At 68.6% G+C, this 17,529-nt stretch carries 20 protein-coding genes and 1 pseudogene; 13 read left to right on the top strand and 8 right to left on the bottom strand.

Annotated elements, in window-relative coordinates:
• Positions 1-12: 12 nt before the first annotated feature.
• Positions 13-636: an SAM-dependent methyltransferase gene (locus ALI144C_RS40870; RefSeq protein ID WP_076992565.1), complete on the bottom strand. Its 624-nt coding sequence runs from the start codon at positions 634-636 to the stop codon at positions 13-15.
• Between the two features lie 84 nt (positions 637-720).
• On the opposite strand from ALI144C_RS40870, the gene ALI144C_RS40865 reads away from it, so the two are divergent.
• On the top strand, positions 721-1,302 hold the full coding sequence (locus tag ALI144C_RS40865) for a helix-turn-helix domain-containing protein (RefSeq protein WP_076992564.1): 582 nt from the start codon (positions 721-723) through the stop codon (positions 1,300-1,302).
• 66 nt (positions 1,303-1,368) lie between these two features.
• Here the strand turns inward: ALI144C_RS40865 and ALI144C_RS40860 are convergent, their stop codons facing one another.
• Both ALI144C_RS40860 and ALI144C_RS40855 read right to left on the bottom strand, forming a co-directional pair.
• Positions 1,369-2,112, bottom strand: coding sequence for an MBL fold metallo-hydrolase (locus ALI144C_RS40860; RefSeq protein WP_076992563.1), 744 nt, complete (start codon positions 2,110-2,112; stop codon positions 1,369-1,371).
• Positions 2,113-2,164: 52 nt separating this feature from the next.
• Positions 2,165-3,139, bottom strand: a complete 975-nt coding sequence (locus tag ALI144C_RS40855) for a GlxA family transcriptional regulator (RefSeq protein ID WP_076992562.1) — start codon at positions 3,137-3,139, stop codon at positions 2,165-2,167.
• Between the two features lie 151 nt (positions 3,140-3,290).
• Here ALI144C_RS40855 and ALI144C_RS40850 point away from each other — a divergent pair, with 151 nt between their 5' ends.
• On the top strand, positions 3,291-4,133 hold the full coding sequence (locus ALI144C_RS40850; protein ID WP_202819170.1) for a pyridoxamine 5'-phosphate oxidase family protein: 843 nt from the start codon (positions 3,291-3,293) through the stop codon (positions 4,131-4,133).
• Here the strand turns inward: ALI144C_RS40850 and ALI144C_RS40845 are convergent.
• Positions 4,122-5,207 (bottom strand): 1-aminocyclopropane-1-carboxylate deaminase/D-cysteine desulfhydrase, encoded by a 1,086-nt coding sequence (locus ALI144C_RS40845; RefSeq protein ID WP_076992560.1) that lies wholly within the window; start codon positions 5,205-5,207, stop codon positions 4,122-4,124. The two genes, ALI144C_RS40850 and ALI144C_RS40845, sit on opposite strands and share 12 nt — an antisense overlap.
• A gap of 80 nt (positions 5,208-5,287) precedes the next feature.
• Here ALI144C_RS40845 and ALI144C_RS40840 point away from each other — a divergent pair, with 80 nt between their 5' ends.
• A complete protein-coding gene (locus ALI144C_RS40840; RefSeq protein ID WP_237774577.1) occupies positions 5,288-6,190 on the top strand; it encodes a LysR family transcriptional regulator in 903 nt (300 codons plus the stop codon).
• Here the strand turns inward: ALI144C_RS40840 and ALI144C_RS40835 are convergent.
• The 3 genes from ALI144C_RS40835 to ALI144C_RS40825 are packed head-to-tail and all read right to left on the bottom strand — an operon-like array spanning position 6,184 to position 9,517.
• Entirely contained in the window at positions 6,184-7,716 is a 1,533-nt protein-coding gene (locus ALI144C_RS40835) for a flavin-containing monooxygenase (RefSeq protein WP_076992559.1), read from the bottom strand. The genes ALI144C_RS40840 and ALI144C_RS40835 overlap by 7 nt on opposite strands.
• Positions 7,713-8,588 (bottom strand): SDR family oxidoreductase, encoded by an 876-nt coding sequence (locus ALI144C_RS40830; RefSeq protein WP_076992558.1) that lies wholly within the window; start codon positions 8,586-8,588, stop codon positions 7,713-7,715. The genes ALI144C_RS40835 and ALI144C_RS40830 overlap by 4 nt, the downstream gene beginning before the upstream one ends.
• Positions 8,585-9,517 (bottom strand): patatin-like phospholipase family protein, encoded by a 933-nt coding sequence (locus ALI144C_RS40825; protein WP_076992557.1) that lies wholly within the window; start codon positions 9,515-9,517, stop codon positions 8,585-8,587. The genes ALI144C_RS40830 and ALI144C_RS40825 overlap by 4 nt, the downstream gene beginning before the upstream one ends.
• Before the next feature lie 69 nt (positions 9,518-9,586).
• Between ALI144C_RS40825 and ALI144C_RS40820 the strand changes: the two genes are divergently transcribed.
• Entirely contained in the window at positions 9,587-10,186 is a 600-nt protein-coding gene (locus ALI144C_RS40820; RefSeq protein WP_076992556.1) for a TetR/AcrR family transcriptional regulator, read from the top strand.
• On the opposite strand, the gene ALI144C_RS40815 is transcribed toward ALI144C_RS40820, so the two are convergent.
• Complete coding sequence (locus ALI144C_RS40815) at positions 10,183-11,028, bottom strand: NAD-dependent epimerase/dehydratase family protein (RefSeq protein WP_076992555.1); 846 nt, start codon at positions 11,026-11,028, stop codon at positions 10,183-10,185. The two genes, ALI144C_RS40820 and ALI144C_RS40815, sit on opposite strands and share 4 nt — an antisense overlap.
• A 214-nt stretch (positions 11,029-11,242) precedes the next feature.
• Here ALI144C_RS40815 and ALI144C_RS40810 point away from each other — a divergent pair, with 214 nt between their 5' ends.
• The 9 genes and pseudogenes from ALI144C_RS40810 to ALI144C_RS40770 all read left to right on the top strand — a co-directional run bounded on the left by ALI144C_RS40810 (position 11,243) and on the right by ALI144C_RS40770 (position 17,506).
• Positions 11,243-11,503, top strand: a complete 261-nt coding sequence (locus ALI144C_RS40810; protein WP_441297595.1) for a helix-turn-helix domain-containing protein — start codon at positions 11,243-11,245, stop codon at positions 11,501-11,503.
• Between the two features lie 114 nt (positions 11,504-11,617).
• Positions 11,618-11,800: a hypothetical protein gene (locus ALI144C_RS40805; RefSeq protein ID WP_076992554.1), complete on the top strand. Its 183-nt coding sequence runs from the start codon at positions 11,618-11,620 to the stop codon at positions 11,798-11,800.
• A 68-nt stretch (positions 11,801-11,868) separates the two neighbouring features.
• A complete protein-coding gene (locus tag ALI144C_RS40800) occupies positions 11,869-13,005 on the top strand; it encodes a sensor histidine kinase (RefSeq protein WP_076992553.1) in 1,137 nt (378 codons plus the stop codon).
• Positions 13,002-13,634, top strand: a complete 633-nt coding sequence (locus tag ALI144C_RS40795; RefSeq protein WP_076992552.1) for a response regulator — start codon at positions 13,002-13,004, stop codon at positions 13,632-13,634. Before ALI144C_RS40800 ends, ALI144C_RS40795 begins: the two co-directional genes overlap by 4 nt.
• A gap of 287 nt (positions 13,635-13,921) precedes the next feature.
• Positions 13,922-14,569: pseudogene (locus ALI144C_RS40790) on the top strand (DedA family protein); the annotation flags it as partial.
• 137 nt (positions 14,570-14,706) lie between these two features.
• Entirely contained in the window at positions 14,707-15,195 is a 489-nt protein-coding gene (locus ALI144C_RS40785) for an NUDIX domain-containing protein (protein ID WP_237774551.1), read from the top strand.
• Between the two features lie 389 nt (positions 15,196-15,584).
• Entirely contained in the window at positions 15,585-15,851 is a 267-nt protein-coding gene (locus ALI144C_RS40780; protein WP_237774550.1) for a LuxR C-terminal-related transcriptional regulator, read from the top strand.
• 34 nt (positions 15,852-15,885) lie between these two features.
• Positions 15,886-16,110 (top strand): MbtH family protein, encoded by a 225-nt coding sequence (locus ALI144C_RS40775; RefSeq protein WP_076992550.1) that lies wholly within the window; start codon positions 15,886-15,888, stop codon positions 16,108-16,110.
• Between the two features lie 115 nt (positions 16,111-16,225).
• Complete coding sequence (locus ALI144C_RS40770) at positions 16,226-17,506, top strand: CheR family methyltransferase (protein ID WP_168211480.1); 1,281 nt, start codon at positions 16,226-16,228, stop codon at positions 17,504-17,506.
• Positions 17,507-17,529 lie beyond the last annotated feature (23 nt).

Raw genomic sequence — 17,529 nt, 5'->3', positions numbered from 1 at the left:
GTTTCTCCACTGTTACGCGGTGCGGCGGATGATCAGGACGTGGTCGACCACCTCGGCGGTGCGCCCGCCAGGCCCGGTCGCGATCCGGTGTGGCGCGTCGGCTCGTTCGACAGTCCACTTCGAAGCGTCCAGATCGAGGCCGTCGGCGACCTCCCGTGGGCTCGGGAAGTGGGCATCGGGGTCCTGGTCCCACGACCACGGCGCGGTGGACCCGTGGTCGACGACCACCAGCCGCCCGCCTGGCCGCAGCGCTCGCGCGGCCGAGCGCAGCACGGCCGCCCGGTCCATGTCCAGCGGCGTGTGCAGGTAGTGGGCGCTGACCAGGTCGAATTCGCCCTGCGGGACTCCTTCGTGCAAGTCGTGCCGCACTGCGACGAGATCATCCAGGCCCTTTGAGCGGGCGAGGGAGGTCAGGCGCTCGACCGCGACGGCCGAGACATCGACTGCCGTGACACGCCACCCCTGGCGCACCAGCCACAGCGCGTCGCCGCCACTGCCGCACCCGAGGTCCAGCGCGTCGCCGGGCGGCAGGCCGGTGACTGTCTCGGTGAGGCGCATGTTCGGTCGTGGGTCGGTGGCTGCGGGTCGGGCGGCGTGGACGCCGTCCCAGAACGTCACCGCGTCGGTGCTCATCATGTCTCCTCCAGTCGGTACGCACCCAGTCTGACCAGGCACGGATCGATCTGGCACGGAAACTTGCCGTTATGGCAAGCTGGCCCCGTGGACAGCAAGAGCGACGACGAAGTACTGGACACAGTGGGGCCCCGGCTGCGGGCGCTGCGCCGCGATCGCGGCATCACACTCGCCGACCTCGCGGCAGCGACCGGCGTGTCGGAGAGCACGCTGTCCCGGCTGGAGAGCGGACAACGCCGGGCGACGCTGGAGCTGCTGCTGCCGCTGTCGCGGACCTACGACGTCCCCCTGGACGACCTGGTCGGCGCGCCCCGTACGGGAGACCCCCGAATCCACCTCAAACCGATGCACAAGTTCGGGATGACGTTCATCCCGCTGTCCCGGCGGCCCGGCGGGATCCAGGCCTTCAAGATGATCATCCCCAGCACCCCGCACCCCCTCGAACCGGCACTGAAAACCCACGACGGCTACGAATGGCTGTACGTGCTCAACGGCCGCCTGCGGCTGGTGGTCGGCGACCGCGACCTGGTGATGCCGACCGGAGAAGCAGCCGAGTTCGACACATCACTGCCACACTGGCTGGGCAGCGCCGACGGCGGCCCGGTCGAACTGCTCATCCTGTTCGGTCCACAAGGGATGCGCGCCCACGTACGAGCCGACCAGCACTGACGACACAGAAAACCCTCGTGAGTGTTCAGCCGGGTCAGAACCCGTGAAACACTCACGAGGTGGTGGTCAGAACTCGGCGGACTCCCCAGCTTCGAGGAGCACGAGCCGGTCACTGAGGCCACGCGTGGCGAAGGCGTCCCGAACCGTGCCGGGTCCCTGCGTGAAGTGCTCCCAGCCCTCGACATGAACGGGGACAACGGCTTTCGCGTCAAGGATCTCGGCGGCGCGTGCGGCGTGACCGCTGGTGAGCGTCAAGTAGGCGTTCATCACGGGAACGCGCGCCCCGCCCGCGAACAAAACCGCGATGTCGATCGGTCCAGTGTGGAACGCGACCTCCTCGACGACGTCCAGGGAGGCGTTGTCGCCGCTGACGTACACGGTCGGCAGCCCGGCACCGGTCAGCACGAACCCGATCACCTCACCGACCACCGCGTCGGCGCCCTTCGGGCCGTGCAGCGCGGGGACACCGATGATCGTCACGTCGCCCACCCTGGTGCTCTGCCAGTTCGGCAGCGCTTTCGCTGTCCCGCCAAGGCGTTCCGCGCCGGTCGGGGTGGTCAGCACGAGCGGGACACCGGCGAGCAGCTTGCGGCCGGAGGTGTCGAGGTTGTCCGGGTGCTCGTCGTGCGACAGCAGGACGACGTCGATGTGGCCGATCTCGCCGACGGGCACCGCGGGTGGGTCGGTCTTGACCAGGCCGTGTTCGGAGTTGCCGGGCGGGTCGAAAGTGGGGTCGGTGAGCAGACGCAGCCCGCCGTACTCGATGAGCGCGGTCGGGCCACCGATGACCTGGATCCTGGTTGCAGCCATGGCGAAATCCTGGGCCAGGGGCGCGGCGGGCCGTGAGTGGCCGGGAGGACGTTCAGCGATCGATTCCGGCCATCCGGAACGTCGCCCGGTACTCCTGCGGGCTGACTCCGACCACGCGCCGGAACGGCGGCCGCAGTGAGACCGCCGAAGACAGCCCGACCTGCCGCGCGATCGCGTCGACCGGGAGGTCGGTGTGCTCCAGCAGCTGCTGTGCCCGCAGGATCCGTTGGTGCAGCAGCCATTGCAGCGGCGAGACACCGGTGGTGGCGCGGAACTTCCGGTCGAACGTGCGACGGCTGAGGTGCACGTGCCCGGCGAGCGACTCGACTTCGATCACCTCGTCGAGGTGCTCGACGGCGTACGCCATCGCCCTGGACAACTCGTCGTCCTCGGCACGCTCGGGGATCGGCTGGTCGATGTACTGCGCCTGACCGCCACTGCGCTGGGGCGGCGTGACCATCGTGCGTGCGATCGACGTCGCGGCTGCCGGGCCCCACAACCGCCGCACGACGTGCAGGCACGCGTCGATCCCCGCAGTGGTCCCGGCGCTGGTGACGACGTCGCCGTCGTCGACGTAGAGCACGGACGCGTCCACCTGGACCTGCGGATACGCCGCCGCGAGCGCGGGCGCGAAGGCCCAATGGGTACTCGCTCGCCGACCGTCGAGCAACCCGGCTGCCGCCAGCACGAACGCGCCCAGGCACAGGCCGACGATCAACGCGCCGCCCGCGTGGGCCTCCCGCAGCGCGTCGAGGACGGGCTCCGCTGGCCGCTCACGCGGATCACGCCAGGACGGCACGACCACGATGCCCGCGTCCTTGATCGCGTCGAGCGAGTGCGGCGCGTACAGCTGGATGCCGCCGGTGGTGTTCACCGGCCCCGGTTCTGCGGCCACCGCGAGCAGCGTGAACCGGGGCGCGTCCGGCGTGCACCGGTTCACGCCGTACACGCTGATCGGCACCGACGTCTCGAACAGCGGCGCACCGTCGAACATCACCACCGCGACCGTGGACGTGTCTCGACTCATGCGTTCAGGTTAGGGAACTCGCGATGGCATCGACGCGGGTTCCGCGCACCCGGTGTCGAGAGGCGCGAGGAAGTCGTCTTCGGTGGCGGAACTGTAGCGAGTTTCCGACAAAAGCCTTCACGGGTGATCGGGGAGACGCTAAGTTCGCGCGGTGCTTGACGAAGACCTCGCCAAAGTCATGACCGCGTACCGGACCTGTGAGCTCGCGACACTGGCCAAGGACGGCACCCCGATCACCTGGCCGACGAGTCCGTGGCTGCGCGACGACGGAAAATTCGTCCTGACGACGTCACTCGGTTTCCCGTACAAGGCGTACAACATCCGCCGTGACAGCCGGGTCGCCATGCTGTTCTCCGACCCGACGGGGAGCGGGCTCGACGCGCCCGAGCAGATCTTCGTGACCGCGACGGCGAGCTGTCCCGAGGAGATCTCCACCGCGCCCGGTGACCTGGCCGAATACTGGTCGATGTTGTTCGAGCGCCAGCCGTCCGGCCGCGCGCACCTCAGCCCGTTGATGCGGCCGCTGGGCGACTGGTACTACATGCGCCTGGTCATCACGATCACGCCGGAGACCGTCACCACCCGGCCGCCGCTCGTCAGCCGGCCGAGGACGGAACCGGCACAGTCTATTGTGGACAGTTTCGAGACCGCGGTGCTCGGCGGCAGGACCGCGACCGGCGAACCGGTGCTGGTCAGGGTCCGGCCCGAGCCGACGGGGACCGGCTACCGGGTCACCCCGGATGTGCCGGTCGAGCCGGGCCCGGCGAGTCTGTTGGTGCACAGCCACGACGAACTGATCGACAACCTGCGCCTGGCGTTGGTGCGCGGGCGGTTGACCGGCGACTCGTTCGTCCCGTCGCGGGTCGTGAACCCCATCGGGTCGAACTGGGCTGTGTTGCGGCAAGGGCGCCGCAACACACGCGACTACCTGCGCAGGCGCGGCCTGGCCCGCCCGAAGGTGGACTGGGCCGCGTTCGCTGCACTAGCCGGCTGACGCGACCGGGCCGACGACCTGGGGGATCTCGAAGAGGTTGCCCAGGTCGCCGGTGTGCAGGAACGCCACCTTGCTGCCCGGTTCGACCTTGCCGGTCCGCACGTGCTCCAGCAGCCCGGCGAATCCCTTGCCGGTGTAGACCGGTCCCATGAACACGCCGTCGGACACGGCCAGTTCCTTGATGGCGGCGACGCCTTCCGGCGACGGAACCGCGTAGTCCTCGCCGATGAACCGCTGGTCGACGTCGATCTCCGCGCGGATGACGTCGTCGGCGGGCAGCGGCGCGCCCAGGGTGTGCAGGATGTCCTTGACCCGGTCGACGATGACGCCCTCGTTGATCCAGTCGCCCGCGCGGTACGCGCAGATCGCGATCGACCTGAACCGCACGCGACTGCCGGTCATCAGCTTCGCCGCGACGAGCCCCGGCAACGCGGTCCCGGTGCCCGCGGTGTGGTAGACGTAGTCGAGGTCGACCCCGGACTGCGCGGCCTGCTCGATCATCTCCTTGAAGGTCAAGGCGTGCGCCACGAACCCGGCCGGGTGCGCACCGCCCGTCGGGACCACGATCACCTTGTGCCCCAACGCCTCCAGTTCGGCCTTGCGGGCGTTCATCGCGTCGAGGACGCGTTTCTGCTCGTCGGGCTCGTCCCAGTAGGCGCCGCCCTTGGTGGGTATGGCGTGCACCTCGACGTCCATGATCTTGTTCAGCAGCAGGTTTCCCCGGTATTCGGTGAGCTCGCCGTGGCGGCTCTCGTCGCGGGTGAGGAACAGGATCGGGGTCAGCCCGGCGACCCGGCAGGCCACGGCGAACTGCATCCCGGAGTTGGTGAGGTACACGCCCTGGGTGATGACGTGCGTGACGCCGTCGGCCAGTGCCTGCCCGAGGATGAACTCGGCCAGCCGGGTCTTGCTGCCGCTGGCGGCGCCGGGTCCGGCCATGTCCTCGCGCTTGAGGAAGAAGTCGACGCCGTAGGTCGCGGACAGGTTGTCGAGGCGGTGGAACGGTGTCGGGTAGAAGCCGATGCGCTTGCGGGGGAGTTTCGCGATCAGTCGGTCCAACTCAGCGCTGTCCATGGATGCCATGGTCCAGCCGGTACGCTGATAAGCGCAAGAGAAGAAAACTTACCCGGACATTAGCTACGCTGATGTTCGTGATGGATCCACGCCTGCTGGCGACGCTCGACGCGGTCGTCCGCCTCGGGTCGTTCGCGGCGGCAGCGGACGAACTCGGCTACACCCAGTCCGCGGTGTCCCAGCAGATCGCGGACCTCGAACGGCGCGTGGGACTGCGCGTACTCGACCGGCGGCCGGTCCGCCCCACGGCAGCGGGAAAGGTCCTGTTGCGGGTGGCGGGCGAGGTCCGCGCGGCGATGTCCCGTGCCGCCGCGGAACTGACCGCGCTCGACGACGGCCGCGCGGGCTCGGTGCGACTGAGCGCCTTCGTGTCGGCGGCCAACAGCATCGTGCCCGCGGCACTGGGGATGCTGCGGGCAACCCACCCCGGCGTCGATGTCAGCCTGACGCAGTTGGAGACCGCGGACAGCTACGACGGCCTGCTACGCGGTGACGTCGACCTCGCCGTGACGTTCGACTACGACCGCTTCCCCCAACCGGAACCGGCCGGCCTGCACCGGACACGACTGTGCCGCGACCCGGTGGTGGTCGCCCTGCCCGCGACGCATCCGTTGGCGGACAGGAAATCGGTGCGCCTGGCCGACCTCGCCGACGAGTCGTGGATCGGCACCCCGGTGACCGACGCACACCTGGGCCTGCTCGCCGAATTGGCCCGCTCACCGGGTTTCAAGCAACGCCTTGCCTTCGACGGCGACGACTTCCGGACGGTGCTGAGCCTGGTCGCGCACGGCCTGGGCATCGCGCCCCTGCCCACGCTGGCCTTGGCCGACACCGTCGACGGTGTCGTGGCCGTGCCGATCGCCGAAAAGCCCTTGGTTCGTTTCCTGTACACGTGCAGACTCGCCACGGCGCGGACGCCGAGCATTGTCACGCGTGTCGAGGAATGCCTCGCCGCCGCGACGAAGGATGTCATTGCCTACTGAGTACCCACGCGACTGCGCGCTTCGGCTGTTGTCGTTGCGACGGAACCGGTGTACGTGTAGTCGTCGAGCGGGAACCGTTGCGCGTCGCGGTTCCCGGTGACGACGGGCACGGGCCGCAGCAGCGCGGCTTCGCCGTGCGGGTTGAAGTAGTAGCTGCGGGCGGTGGCGCAGTTTCCCCGGTAGAACACCGAATCCCCGAGCCTGCGGGTCATCCTCGCCAGGAAGTCGTCGTTGGCCCGCTCGGTCACCTCGAACGTGGTCGCCCCGCGCCGTCGCATCTCGCCGAACAGCCTGGCGATGTGCTTCATCTGCCCCTCGATCGTCCAGAAGAACGACAGCCCGGTGTACGAGTACGGGCTGTTGAGGCTGATCAGGTTCGGGAACCGCGGCACCGTGACCCCCTCGTACGCCTGGAACCTGGTGTCGCGCCACCACTTCCCCAGGTCCAGTCCGTCCCGGCCGATCACCTCGATCGCCGGGAAGTTGGTCTCCCACAGGTCGAACCCGGTCGCCAGCACCAGCAGGTCGATCTCGGTCGTCTGCCCGTCGGCCGTGGTGATGCCGTGCGGCCTGATCAGGTCGATCGACGACGTCTCCAGCTTCACGTGCGGCTGGTTGAACGTGCGGAAGTAGCTGTTGGAGAACGTCGGGCGCTTGCAGCCGAAGGAGTACCGCGGGGTGAGTTTGCGCCGGGTCGCCGGGTCGCGCACCTGGGCGAGCAGGTGCGCACGGGCCAGCAGTTCGGCACCCTTGGCGGCGAGGCGGGCCTGCCGGTAGTGCAGGACGCCGACCGTCGACAGCGTCTCCAACGCGGCCGAGTTGACCAGGCGGGCCGCTCGTTGCACGCCGGGGAACCGCGCGAACAGGCGGCGGACCGGCCGGGGGATCGGGGTGTCGACCTTCGGTACGACCCAGATCGGCGTGCGCTGGTAGACCGTGAGCTCCTTGACCTTCGCCGCGAGCTCGGGGATGAGCTGCACGGCGGTGGCGCCCGTGCCGATGATCGCCGCGCGCTTGCCCGCCAGCGAGTAGCTGTCGTCCCAGTCGGCGCTGTGGATGACCTTCCCGGCGAACGTCTCGATCCCGGGGATGTCCGGGGTCTTGGGCTGCGAGAGGAAACCGGTGGCGGTGAAGAGATACCGGGCCGACAACGGCTCCGCACCGTCCACAGTGATCTGCCAGCGCTGTGCCGCCTCGTCCCACCGCGCGCTCGTGACCGTCGTGCCGAACCGCATGCGGCGTCGCAGGTCGTACTTGTCGGCGACGTGCTCGGCGTAACGCTTCAGCTCGGCGCCCGGCGCGAACAGGCGTGACCAGTTCGGGTTCGGCTCGAAGGAGTACGAGTACGTCACCGACGCGATGTCCACCGCCAGCCCGGGATACCGGTTGACGTGCCACGTGCCGCCGAGGTCGGTCTCGCGGTCGAGGATCACGTAGTCGCGGATGCCGAGCCGGTCGAGCTGGATGGCGGCACCCATCCCGCCGAAACCCGCGCCGATGATCACCGCTTCGTGCTGTGCGGTCATGATGCCGCTCCTTGCTTGCGAGGCTTGCGGGACTGGGTCTGGCTGTCGATGGCGCGTTCGTACGCGCCCCTGGTGATCGGGTCGACGGACGTGAGCGCGCGGCGGTCACCGATGGCCCGGCGTCCCAGTCGCATCACCGGTTCGGGAATGACCGTGTTCAACAGTCCCCACCCGGCGAGGTAACCGGGTACCGGGATCTCGGCACGTCGACGGGAGACGCTGCCCACGATGGCGCGGGCGATGTCCTCCGGGTCGACCGTGGGCATGCCGTGCCCGAGCGGGACTCCCGAGGACAACCGGGTTCGTACGGCCGACGGGAGCACCGCGCTGACGCTCACCCCGCTGTCCGCGTACTCCTCGCGGACGGCCAGTGACAGGCCGAGGGCGGCGAACTTGCTCGCGTTGTACACGGCCATGCCGGGTATGGGGACCTTGCCCGCCATGGAAGCGACGTTGACCACGTGGCCTCGTGCTCGTTCGATCATGTGCGGCAGCACCGTGCGCATGCCGTTGATCAGGCCCCACACGTTGACGTCCATCGTGGTGGCGCTGGTGGCGTCCGGCTCGGTGACGAAGTCCCCGAGCGGCATCACACCGGCGTTGTTCACCAGCACGTCGATCCGGCCGTGCTCGGCGACGGCGGCATCGGCGAACGCCGTGAACGAGTCGCGGTCGGTGACGTCGAGCGGGCGCGAGCGGGCCGTCGGGCCGATTTCGCGTGCGGTCTCCGCGGCGACGTCGGCGTCCAGATCGCCCAGCCACACGGTGGCACCGCGGTCGGCGAACAGTCTCGCTGTCGCCGCACCGATTCCCCGTCCGCCGCCGGTCACGAGGACGACCGCGCCGCCGAGTGGGATCGCGGGATACCTCACTGCGTACCTCCAAGCTGGGCATCAAGTCGTTGTGGCACGTTGGCCAACGCGGTCCGCATCGCGGACAGCCGCCGCCGCGGGTTCATGAAGTTCGGGCCCATCGCGGCGAGTTCGGCCGTGGACGGGAAGATCCGCACGACACGCACGCCGTCCGCCGCCAGCGCGGCGAGTTCACGGTCAAGGCCACGGCTCATCGGCCTGCGCATCAGGGACTCGAACCGCCCGCCGACGCCACCGACCCGGACGCCCTTGTCCGACGCCATCGGCGTGACCACCAGAACCTCGTCCAAGCCCTGGCCGACCAGCAGATCCGCCGACCCCGTCGACGCCACTCCGCCGTCCAGGTACGCACGGCCCCCGATCCGCACCGGGGGATACCAGCCGGGGACGGCCCAGGACGCCCGCACGGCGTCCCGCAGGGCCACCCGGGGCGTTGCGGGGGAGCCGAAGGCGGTCCGCTCGCCGGTCTGGGCGTCCATCGCGACGACCCACACTGCGGGGTGCGCGACCCAGCCGCCGTCCGGTACTAGGTCGTCCACCAGGGCGTCGAGGAAGCCCGGATCCGTGCGTCCGGCCGGAGCCAGGCCGGTCATGGTCATCAGCGAGGCGCGCTGTCGTCGCCCGGCCTTCACCAGCGACCACGACCCGCTCAACGCGGGGAACGCCGGAAACGCGGCGGGCGGCTCGGTGAAGAACCGTCGTACGGACTCCCGCGCATCGGCCTGCCCACGCTGCCCGGCCACGAGTTCCTCCGTGCCGACGCCGGAGCCGAGCATCGCGGCCAGGCTCGCCCCGCCGGACGTCCCGACGATCACGGCCGCGTCCCGCGGATCCCAGCCCCACTGCTCCCGCACTGCCGCGAGCGCGCCGACCTGCCACGCGCTGCCGACCGTGCCGCCGCACCCGAGCACCAAACCGCGTCGCGTCACTGCGCCTCCAGTTCAGATACAGTCTGTATCTGGATTCGCAGAGTATGCGTAGTCCGGTAGGGTGTCAACGTGCCCAGACTGACGCGCGCCGAGAGCCAGGCCAGGACGAGGACACGACTGCTCGAGGTCGCGAGCGAGCTCTTCCTGCGCGACGGGTACGCGGCGACGTCACTGGAGAAGGTGGCCGACGCGGCCGGGTACACCAGGGGCGCGGTCTACTCGAACTTCCGCAACAAGGACGAGCTCTGCATGGCGGTGCTCGACGAGATCAGGGCCGCCCGCGTCGAGGACATCCTGGCCATCCTGCGTGCCGACACGCTGGACGAGCGCGTGCACCTGTTCGAGGCATGGGCCGAGCGGGTCGTCGGCGATCCGGGGTGGACGCGGCTCGAGCTCGAGTTCGGCGTGCAGTCGAGCGGCGACGAGAAGCTCAGGGAGGAACTCGCCACCCGGATCGTCGCGCTCACCGAGCTGATCGCACAGGGTGTGCGGAGCTTCGAGGACACCGACGGCATCAAGCTGATGATGCCTGCCGACCAGATCGGTGTCGCCATGCTCAGCCTCGGTGTCGGGCTCGGGGTCTTCCGCTCGGTCGAACCCAAACTGCCGATCGGTGCGCTGGTGAACACCCTGCGCGTCCTGATCGGCGTTCCCGTGGTCTCGCCCTAGAAAGCGGCGAATCCGTCCCGCCAGGACTTCCGCTGGGGCGTCCAGCCCAATTCCTGCCTCGCGTAGCGGTTGTCGGCGCCACGGGCCCAGCCCGCGCGTGGGGCGTCAGATCGGGCCGGTTCCGGCGCGCCGACTGCCCGGCAGAACGCGGGCGTCCAGTCATAGCCAGACGCGGGGTCGTCGTCGCAGACGTTCACCGCGCCGGTCGGCCATTCCAACGCCGACACCGCTGCCTCAGCCGCGTCGTCCACGTGGACGAAGCTGGTCACGTCCGCGCTCGCGGGCAGTTCGCCCTTGGCGGCGAGGTTGGCCATCAGCGCACCGGGCGCGTACCAGGTTTCCGGGCCGTAGAACAAGCCGTAGCGCAACACCACCCATTCCGGGGCCTGTGCGACGGTTTCCTCCAGCGTGTGCACGGCTTCGACTGTCGCCAGGCGGTCCGCGCCGGACGTCAGGTCGAGCGGGACGTCCTCGGCCGCTGGTGCCGTTCCGGGTTCGTAGGTCCAGGCGATGCTCTGGGCGATGACTCGTCGTACGCCAGCGGCCAGCGCCGCGTCGACCAGGTTGCGGGTGCCTTCCTCGCGGACGCGGGCGTTCGCGGCCCTGTTGCCGCCGCTGAGGTCGGTCAGCTGGTGCATCACGACATCCGGCCGCGCGGCCAGGACCGCACCGGCCAACGCGTCACGGTCGTACACGTCCACGACGCTCACCTCGGCGCCCAGTCGTGCCAGCACGTCCGAAGTGCGCCGGGTCGCGCCGACGACCTGATGCCCCTGTGCCACCAGCAGTGTGGTCACTCGCCGACCGATCACACCGGAGGCGCCCGCGAGGAAGATCCGCATACCTCCACCGTACGACTGGACCACGGTTCCCTGTGGTCCAGTTGCCGCGCGATTTCGTGGGCCGGTCAGGGGGCCGGCCGGATGAACTGACCCAGCACACCGGGTACGGCCTCGTCGGCGAAAGCCGCGCTGTCGGTATCAGTTTCAGACCCACCCGATTGGCCCTAAAGCCGTTGACGATCGCGAGCTGGTTCGCTATTGCCAAAGGATCGTTGTGACAGCAGCAGACCTGGGGGTCAGCATGGAACTGGTCGAGCACGAGCCGTGGGGCGGCGATCGGCCACGGCCCGGCGCGTTGAGCGTCGCGGAACGCAGAGTCGCGGACCTGGCCGCGGCGGGCCACCGCAACCGCGAGATAAGCGTGAAACTCCACATCACCGTCAGCACGGTGGAGCAACACCTCACCCGCATCTACCGCAAGCTGCGCATCCCCAACCGCGCCGCACTGCGGGCCTTGTTCGGCAAGGACGCGTAACCACCGGACCCGCGTTCCCCGGGCAGCCGCCGAGGGGCGCGGGTGCACACTCCACCCAGGTCTCCACCCAGCGATGGTCCGAATCCACCCGGGCTCGTTCGTACGGTCTGTGCCATGGACAAGGACAAGCTGCTCAAGCTGGCCGCGGACAAGGCGCAGGACGCCGTACGGGGAGGCAAGGTGAACACGAAGGCGCTGGTCGCGCTCGTGGTGCTGGCGCTGGTCGTGCTCGGAGGGTTCATCGCCTACCGGTTGATCCTCGTTGAGCTCGTCACCACCATCAGCGATCATCACTGAGACGATCAAACTGAGGCGATCAAAACTGGGGCGATCCTCGCGGAAGGTGGTCGCACGGGGAGGGGACGATGCCGAGTCGGACACGGCCGCTGTTGCCGGACACCATCGCGCCCAGCTGGCTCGTCGTTCAGCTGTTCGGCACCCTTTTCGTGGCCGCGACGCTGCTCACCGCGCGGGAGAACCAGCCGTGGATCTGGGTGGTCTACGGTCTCTCCGCGGTGTGCTGGGCGGGTTTTGTCGCCACAGCGCACCGGCGTCCGGTCACGGCGGCCGTCCTGTTGACCGTCTCCAGTGTTCTGCCTGCTGCCGCGCTCGGCTGGGCGCAGGACAGTTCGGCCGTTCTGCTCAGCCTCATCGCGATCGGCCGGTTCGCCACGCTCACCGGGCTCAGTGTCGCCGCGATCATCACCGTCGCGCTCGTCGACATGGCCTTGGCTGTCGCCTCCACCGCGCTCGCCGGGGGCAGCCTGCTCGACGCGGCAGGCAACGCGGGGTTCATGCTGCTGCTCGGTTTGCTGGGGCTCAACCGCCGCCAGTACGAGATCCAGGCGATCCAAGCCGGACGGTTGCTGGAACAGACCAGGCTCGCGCAGGCGGAACACGCTCGTGCCGCCGCGTTGGACGAGCGCACCCGGATCGCGCGGGAGTTGCATGACGTGCTGGCGCACTCCCTTGGGGCTCTTAGTGTCCAGTTGGAACTCGCGGAGGCGCTCGCCGAGAAGTCCGATATGGAGGGTATCCGCAACGCTGTGCGGCGGTCGAGGCGGTTGGCCAACGCCGGGCTCGTTGAGGCGAGAGAGGCTGTCGCGGCGCTGCGGCGTGATGTGCTGCCGTTGCCCGACGCGCTCGCCGAACTGGCGGCGACGCACAGGCGCGACCACCAGGTGACGGTGGACTTGGACACCTCGGGTGCGCCACGGCCGCTGCCGTCGGCTGTGGTCGTCTCGCTCGCCGGTGTTTCCAGGGAGGCGCTGACCAACGCGGGCAAACACGCGCCTGGGCAGCCGCTCACCCTGAGATTGGTCTATGGCACGGGAGTCGTTCGGCTGACCGTGACGAACCCGTCCGAATCGGACTCGTCGGCCTGTCCGGGTGGCGGGTTCGGGCTCGCCGGGATGCGGGAACGCCTCGCGCTCGCCGGTGGCAGCCTGACTTCCGGGCAGCGGGACGGCAGGTGGCAAGTGGTCGCGGAGGTGCCCGGGTGATCAAGGTCATTGTCGTGGACGACCAGCAGGTGGTTCGCGAGGGACTGGTGGCGCTGCTGGATCTGCTCGACGACGTGAGCGTGGTCGGCTCGGCCGCCGACGGCCGTCAGGCCCTGGACGTCCTGCGGACGACGCCTGCCGACGTCGTCCTCATGGACCTCCGCATGCCGGAACTCGACGGGGTGGCCGCCACCCGGATGATCACGCGCGACCACCCGGGCACGGCCGTGCTCGTGCTGACCACGTACGCCGATGACTCGTCCATTGCGAACGCGCTCAGGGCAGGCGCCCGGGGCTACCTGACCAAGGACGCCGGGCGGGCGCAGATCGCCATGGCACTGCGGTCGACCGCGGCCGGGCAGTCCACGTTCGACGCCAAGGTCTCCGAACGGCTGGTCGCCGCGCTCGACGGACGGCCGCGTGACAAGCAGGCGGCGCCCGACGGCCTCACCGCGCGGGAGGTCGAGGTGCTCGGGCTGATCACGCGCGGCCTCACCAACCCGGAAATCGCCGCCGAGCTGTTCATCAGCGAGGCGACCGTGAAGACCCACATCAACAACGTCTTCGCCAAGATCGGGGTGCGCCACCGGGCGGAAGCCGTCCGCTACGGGCTGGACCACGACTTGTGAGCGTTCACCGCCACCGGGTGGCGGGCACGCAGGACGACTCGATGATGTGACTGCGAACACGTCGGGCATTTGTCCCCAAGGTCCGCAATGACCGGGCTGTCCGATATCGAGCTATCCTGGTCGGGATCTTGCCGGGCTCGCCGACGCCGACGGGCCGCCCTGTGGTTTTCCACAGTGGGTGTGGTGCGGACGGACACGGCGCAAGTGGGGGGCCAGCATCCTTCCGCGGCCGGGAGTGCGTTCCTAGGCTTGTTGTGTCACAAAGAAATTCGCGGAAGAGAGCGTTGATGTTCGGATACCTGATGGCCGGGAACGCGAACGAGCCGGTCGGCGGCATGGCCGGCTGGGCGGTCGACCTGATGGACAGCCTCGGCGGGTTCGGCGCGGCGATGGTGGTCGGGCTGGACAACCTCTTCCCGCCGATCCCCAGCGAACTGGTCCTGCCGCTGGCCGGGTTCTCGGCGAGCAAGGGTGTGTTCACGCTGGCGGGTGCGTTGTTCTGGACGACGCTCGGGTCGGTCGTCGGCGCGATCGTCGTCTACCTGGCCGGCGCGTTACTCGGCCGTGAGCGCACACGCGCGCTGGTCGGCAAGATCCCGCTGGTGAAGGTGACCGACTTCGACAAGACCGAGAAGTGGTTCGCCAAGCACGGCACCAAGGCCGTGTTCTTCGGCCGGATGGTCCCGCTGTTCCGCAGCTTCATCTCGCTGCCGGCGGGCGTCGAGAAGATGAACTTCCCCAAGTTCCTGGTGCTGACCACGGCGGGCAGTCTGCTGTGGAACACCATCTTCGTCGTCGCGGGCTACCAGTTGGGGGAGAACTGGTACCTGGTCGACGAGTACGCGGGCGTCTTCCAGAAGGTCGTGATCGTCGCCGTCGCGCTGGCGGTCGTGCTGTTCGTCGTGCTGCGGCTGCGCACCAAGCGCAAGGCGAAGGCGGGTGACCCCGAGGCCACCCAGGTCCTGCCGGTCCCCGGCGGCGAGCACGGTGCCGGTGGCGACGCCGAGGTGACCCGCGTGATCCCGAGGCTCCATGACGACCGCTCCCGGCGCGGACGATAAACTCCGTCCCCGTGGCGGAAACGTGGTCGGTGGAGAAGTTCGTGGCCGGCCTGAACCGGAAACGGATGGCGGCGGGCGTCCTCTTCACCGACGGCCACGACCGGGTCCTGCTGGTCGAACCGTCCTACAAGCCCGAGTGGGAGATCCCCGGCGGCTCGGTGGACGAGAACGAGTCCCCGTGGGCGACGGCGAGCCGTGAACTGGCCGAAGAGCTCGGGATGACGAGGAAACCGGGCCGTCTGCTGGTCGTCGACCACGTCCTGCCGCAGGAGCCGTGGACCGAGGCGGTGGTCTTCGTCTTCGACGGCGGGGTGCTCACCCAGTCCGAAGTGGACGAGATCGAGTTCGTGGACGGCGAGATCCTCTCCGCCGGTTTCCACGACATCGCCGAAGCGCGGCACCTGCTGCGCGAGCGGTTGGCCGGTCGGGTCGAGGCGGCGTTGTCCGCCCTGAAATCGGGGACGACCGTGCTGTGTGAACAAGGGCGTCCGGTCGGCTGATCATCGGCTGTTGAATAGTGTTCGAATCTCGGCGAGATTCGGCCGTGATGGCGCACAGTGATGGCGTGGCCAAAGAGATGTATGGATTTTCATCCGAGTGGGGGAAACCCATTACAGTGAGTTTTCCCGGGGATTGACCGCATAAACGGCAAGTCCGTGCCCACGATGTGGGCAATCTCGCGTCTATGGCCCTGACCTGCGCTTGGCTGACATCACACCGCGTCGCGACGTACGGCTCTTGCGTGGCCGTCATGCGTGATGGCATTCTCGGAGAGAAGTCGCATCCGGTGGCGAACAAGCGATGGGAGTGTGCGAAACGCTGAGGTGAGGCAGTGCGGCACATTTCGTGCTTGTCATTGATGGGGATGACTTTTCGGGGGAGTAACCCGATGTCCTGTGAATCATTCGTGGAATCGTCCACAACGTTGAGCGTGCTGAGTGCGAAGGTCCTCGAGGGCGTCGCCGTGGGCTCTTCGACGGTCCAACTCGCGTCGGAACTGTACCTCAGCAGGCAGGGGGTCGAATACCACGTCAACCTGATGCTCAGGAAGTTCCAGGTGCCCAACCGGGCCGCACTGGTCTCCAGGGTGTACTCGATGGGTATCTTCGACCACACCGCCTGGCCACCGGCGGTGCTGCCGGAATACATTCGATGACCCTGTTTCCACCGACTGGAGGAAGTGGTCGGCAGTGAGCACCAACCCGTTCGACGACCCGGACGGCACCTTCCACGTGCTGGTGAACGACGAGGGGCAGCACTCGCTGTGGCCTTCGTTCGCCGACGTGCCGTCCGGCTGGACTGTGGTGGTACGGGAGACCGACCGCCAGTCCGCGCTCGACTACGTCGAGCAGAACTGGACGGACATGCGTCCGGCGAGCCTGATCCGCGCGATGGACACCCCGGCAGGCGGCTGACCGGGGCGCGAACCGGGGACGACCGCCCGGCCCACCAGCCGGGCGGGGTCGCCGGTATGTCTTTTTTGTGGCGCGAGGGCTGCTCATTCGGTACATGTGGTGTGTGGTCCAGATCGTGGATCGGTGGAACACGGCGTACTTCCAGGGCCGTCTTTCCACTGGGGTACTCGCCGAACTGCGTGAACTGGCTGACGCGCCGGACGACGCGCTGGCGTTGGCCGACCGGGCCTTCCGGCTGATGCTCGCCGCCGGGTTGCGGCCGACCGACCTTTCGGTGTTCACCGCGTGGCTGATCGGTTTCAGCGTGCCGAGAACGGTCCCGAGTGCCTGGTCGGGCACGGTTCCGCCGGTCACCATGGCAGGCAGGCACCGCGTGCTCGACGAATACGTGGCCCGCAATCCGTGGCACCGGCCGGGTGAACGAGGTGTTTTCGTCGACGTCGGCTGCGGGTTCCCGCCGTTCACCACGATGGAGACCGCGCAGCGGCTGCCCACCTGGCGCGTCATCGGCGTCGACCCGGCGTTCAGCCGATACGTCGTCTACAACACCGAGGGCGCGTACGCCTGCTACGACGAGGACTTACGTTTGCGCTACTACCAGGCGGGCACGTACGACCCCGACAGGGACAACAGCAAACGGCGGTTCCGGGAGATCCTCGACCGCCTGCTACCCAGGCTGACCGGTGACGAAGTCACCGACGAAGGCGGCAAGCTCGTCCGCGATCCCATGCGCCACTACGAGACGGACAACCTCGAACTCGTCGGCGGAGGCATCGGCGAGTACACAGCGGACGTCGGCGTGGACGTGATCAGGTGCATGAACGTGTTCATGTACTTCGACCACCCGTTCCGCGAGAGGGCGCTGGCGTGGGCGACGACGTTGCTGCGCCCCGGCGGCCTGTTGCTCTGCGGCAGCAACTGGATCGACTCGGCGTGCGCCCGCTACACGGTGTACCGCAAGGAAGACGACCGCCTGGTCCCCAAGGAGTTCGCCTTCAGCATCGACAACGTCCGCCCGATCGACCTGGCCCCGTGGTACGGGTTGCATGACGACAACCTCGAGAACCTGTCGAACGCCCACGCGGTGGGCACAGTCCGCGCGGACACGCCGTTCCTGCGCAGGTTCGACAGCCGGATGGACGCACTGCTGACCCAGCTCAACATGTGCCCCCGCGACTCCGACGGCTACCTCGGCCACGCCCCAGCGGACATGCCCGCCGAGGACCGGGCCCGCTGCAGCTCGATCCTGGCCGCCCACCTCGACGACGAGGGATTCGTCGCCGAAGCGGTCGACGTGCTGCGCCGCTCGGGAAGACACGCCTGGCGCAACCACGTCGGCCACGTCGCGATGCGCCCGGTGAAACCGCCGCCCCTGACACCGTCGGCGGTGCTCTGAGTTGACGAACTGAAGCTCGAACC

Source organism: Actinosynnema sp. ALI-1.44 (assembly GCF_001984155.1).
In the GTDB taxonomy this organism is placed as follows: Bacteria; Actinomycetota; Actinomycetes; order Mycobacteriales; family Pseudonocardiaceae; genus Kibdelosporangium.
Note: the sequence above shows the minus strand (reverse complement) of the source record. Positions and strands in the feature narration are given on the sequence as shown.

Bases quoted from the DNA above. Each gene is read 5' to 3' on its own strand.
- ALI144C_RS40845 (WP_076992560.1), bottom strand. From the start codon at position 5,207: ATGGACAGCGCTGAGTTGGACCGACTGATCGCGAAACTCCCCCGCAAG.
- ALI144C_RS40815 (WP_076992555.1), bottom strand. From the start codon at position 11,028: ATGCGGATCTTCCTCGCGGGCGCCTCCGGTGTGATCGGTCGGCGAGTG.
- ALI144C_RS40855 (WP_076992562.1), bottom strand. From the start codon at position 3,139: ATGAGTCGAGACACGTCCACGGTCGCGGTGGTGATGTTCGACGGTGCG.
- ALI144C_RS40780 (WP_237774550.1), top strand. From the start codon at position 15,585: ATGTCCTGTGAATCATTCGTGGAATCGTCCACAACGTTGAGCGTGCTG.
- ALI144C_RS40835 (WP_076992559.1), bottom strand. From the start codon at position 7,716: ATGACCGCACAGCACGAAGCGGTGATCATCGGCGCGGGTTTCGGCGGG.
- ALI144C_RS40805 (WP_076992554.1), top strand. From the start codon at position 11,618: ATGGACAAGGACAAGCTGCTCAAGCTGGCCGCGGACAAGGCGCAGGAC.
- ALI144C_RS40860 (WP_076992563.1), bottom strand. From the start codon at position 2,112: ATGGCTGCAACCAGGATCCAGGTCATCGGTGGCCCGACCGCGCTCATC.
- ALI144C_RS40800 (WP_076992553.1), top strand. From the start codon at position 11,869: ATGCCGAGTCGGACACGGCCGCTGTTGCCGGACACCATCGCGCCCAGC.
- ALI144C_RS40840 (WP_237774577.1), top strand. From the start codon at position 5,288: ATGGATCCACGCCTGCTGGCGACGCTCGACGCGGTCGTCCGCCTCGGG.
- ALI144C_RS40870 (WP_076992565.1), bottom strand. From the start codon at position 636: ATGATGAGCACCGACGCGGTGACGTTCTGGGACGGCGTCCACGCCGCC.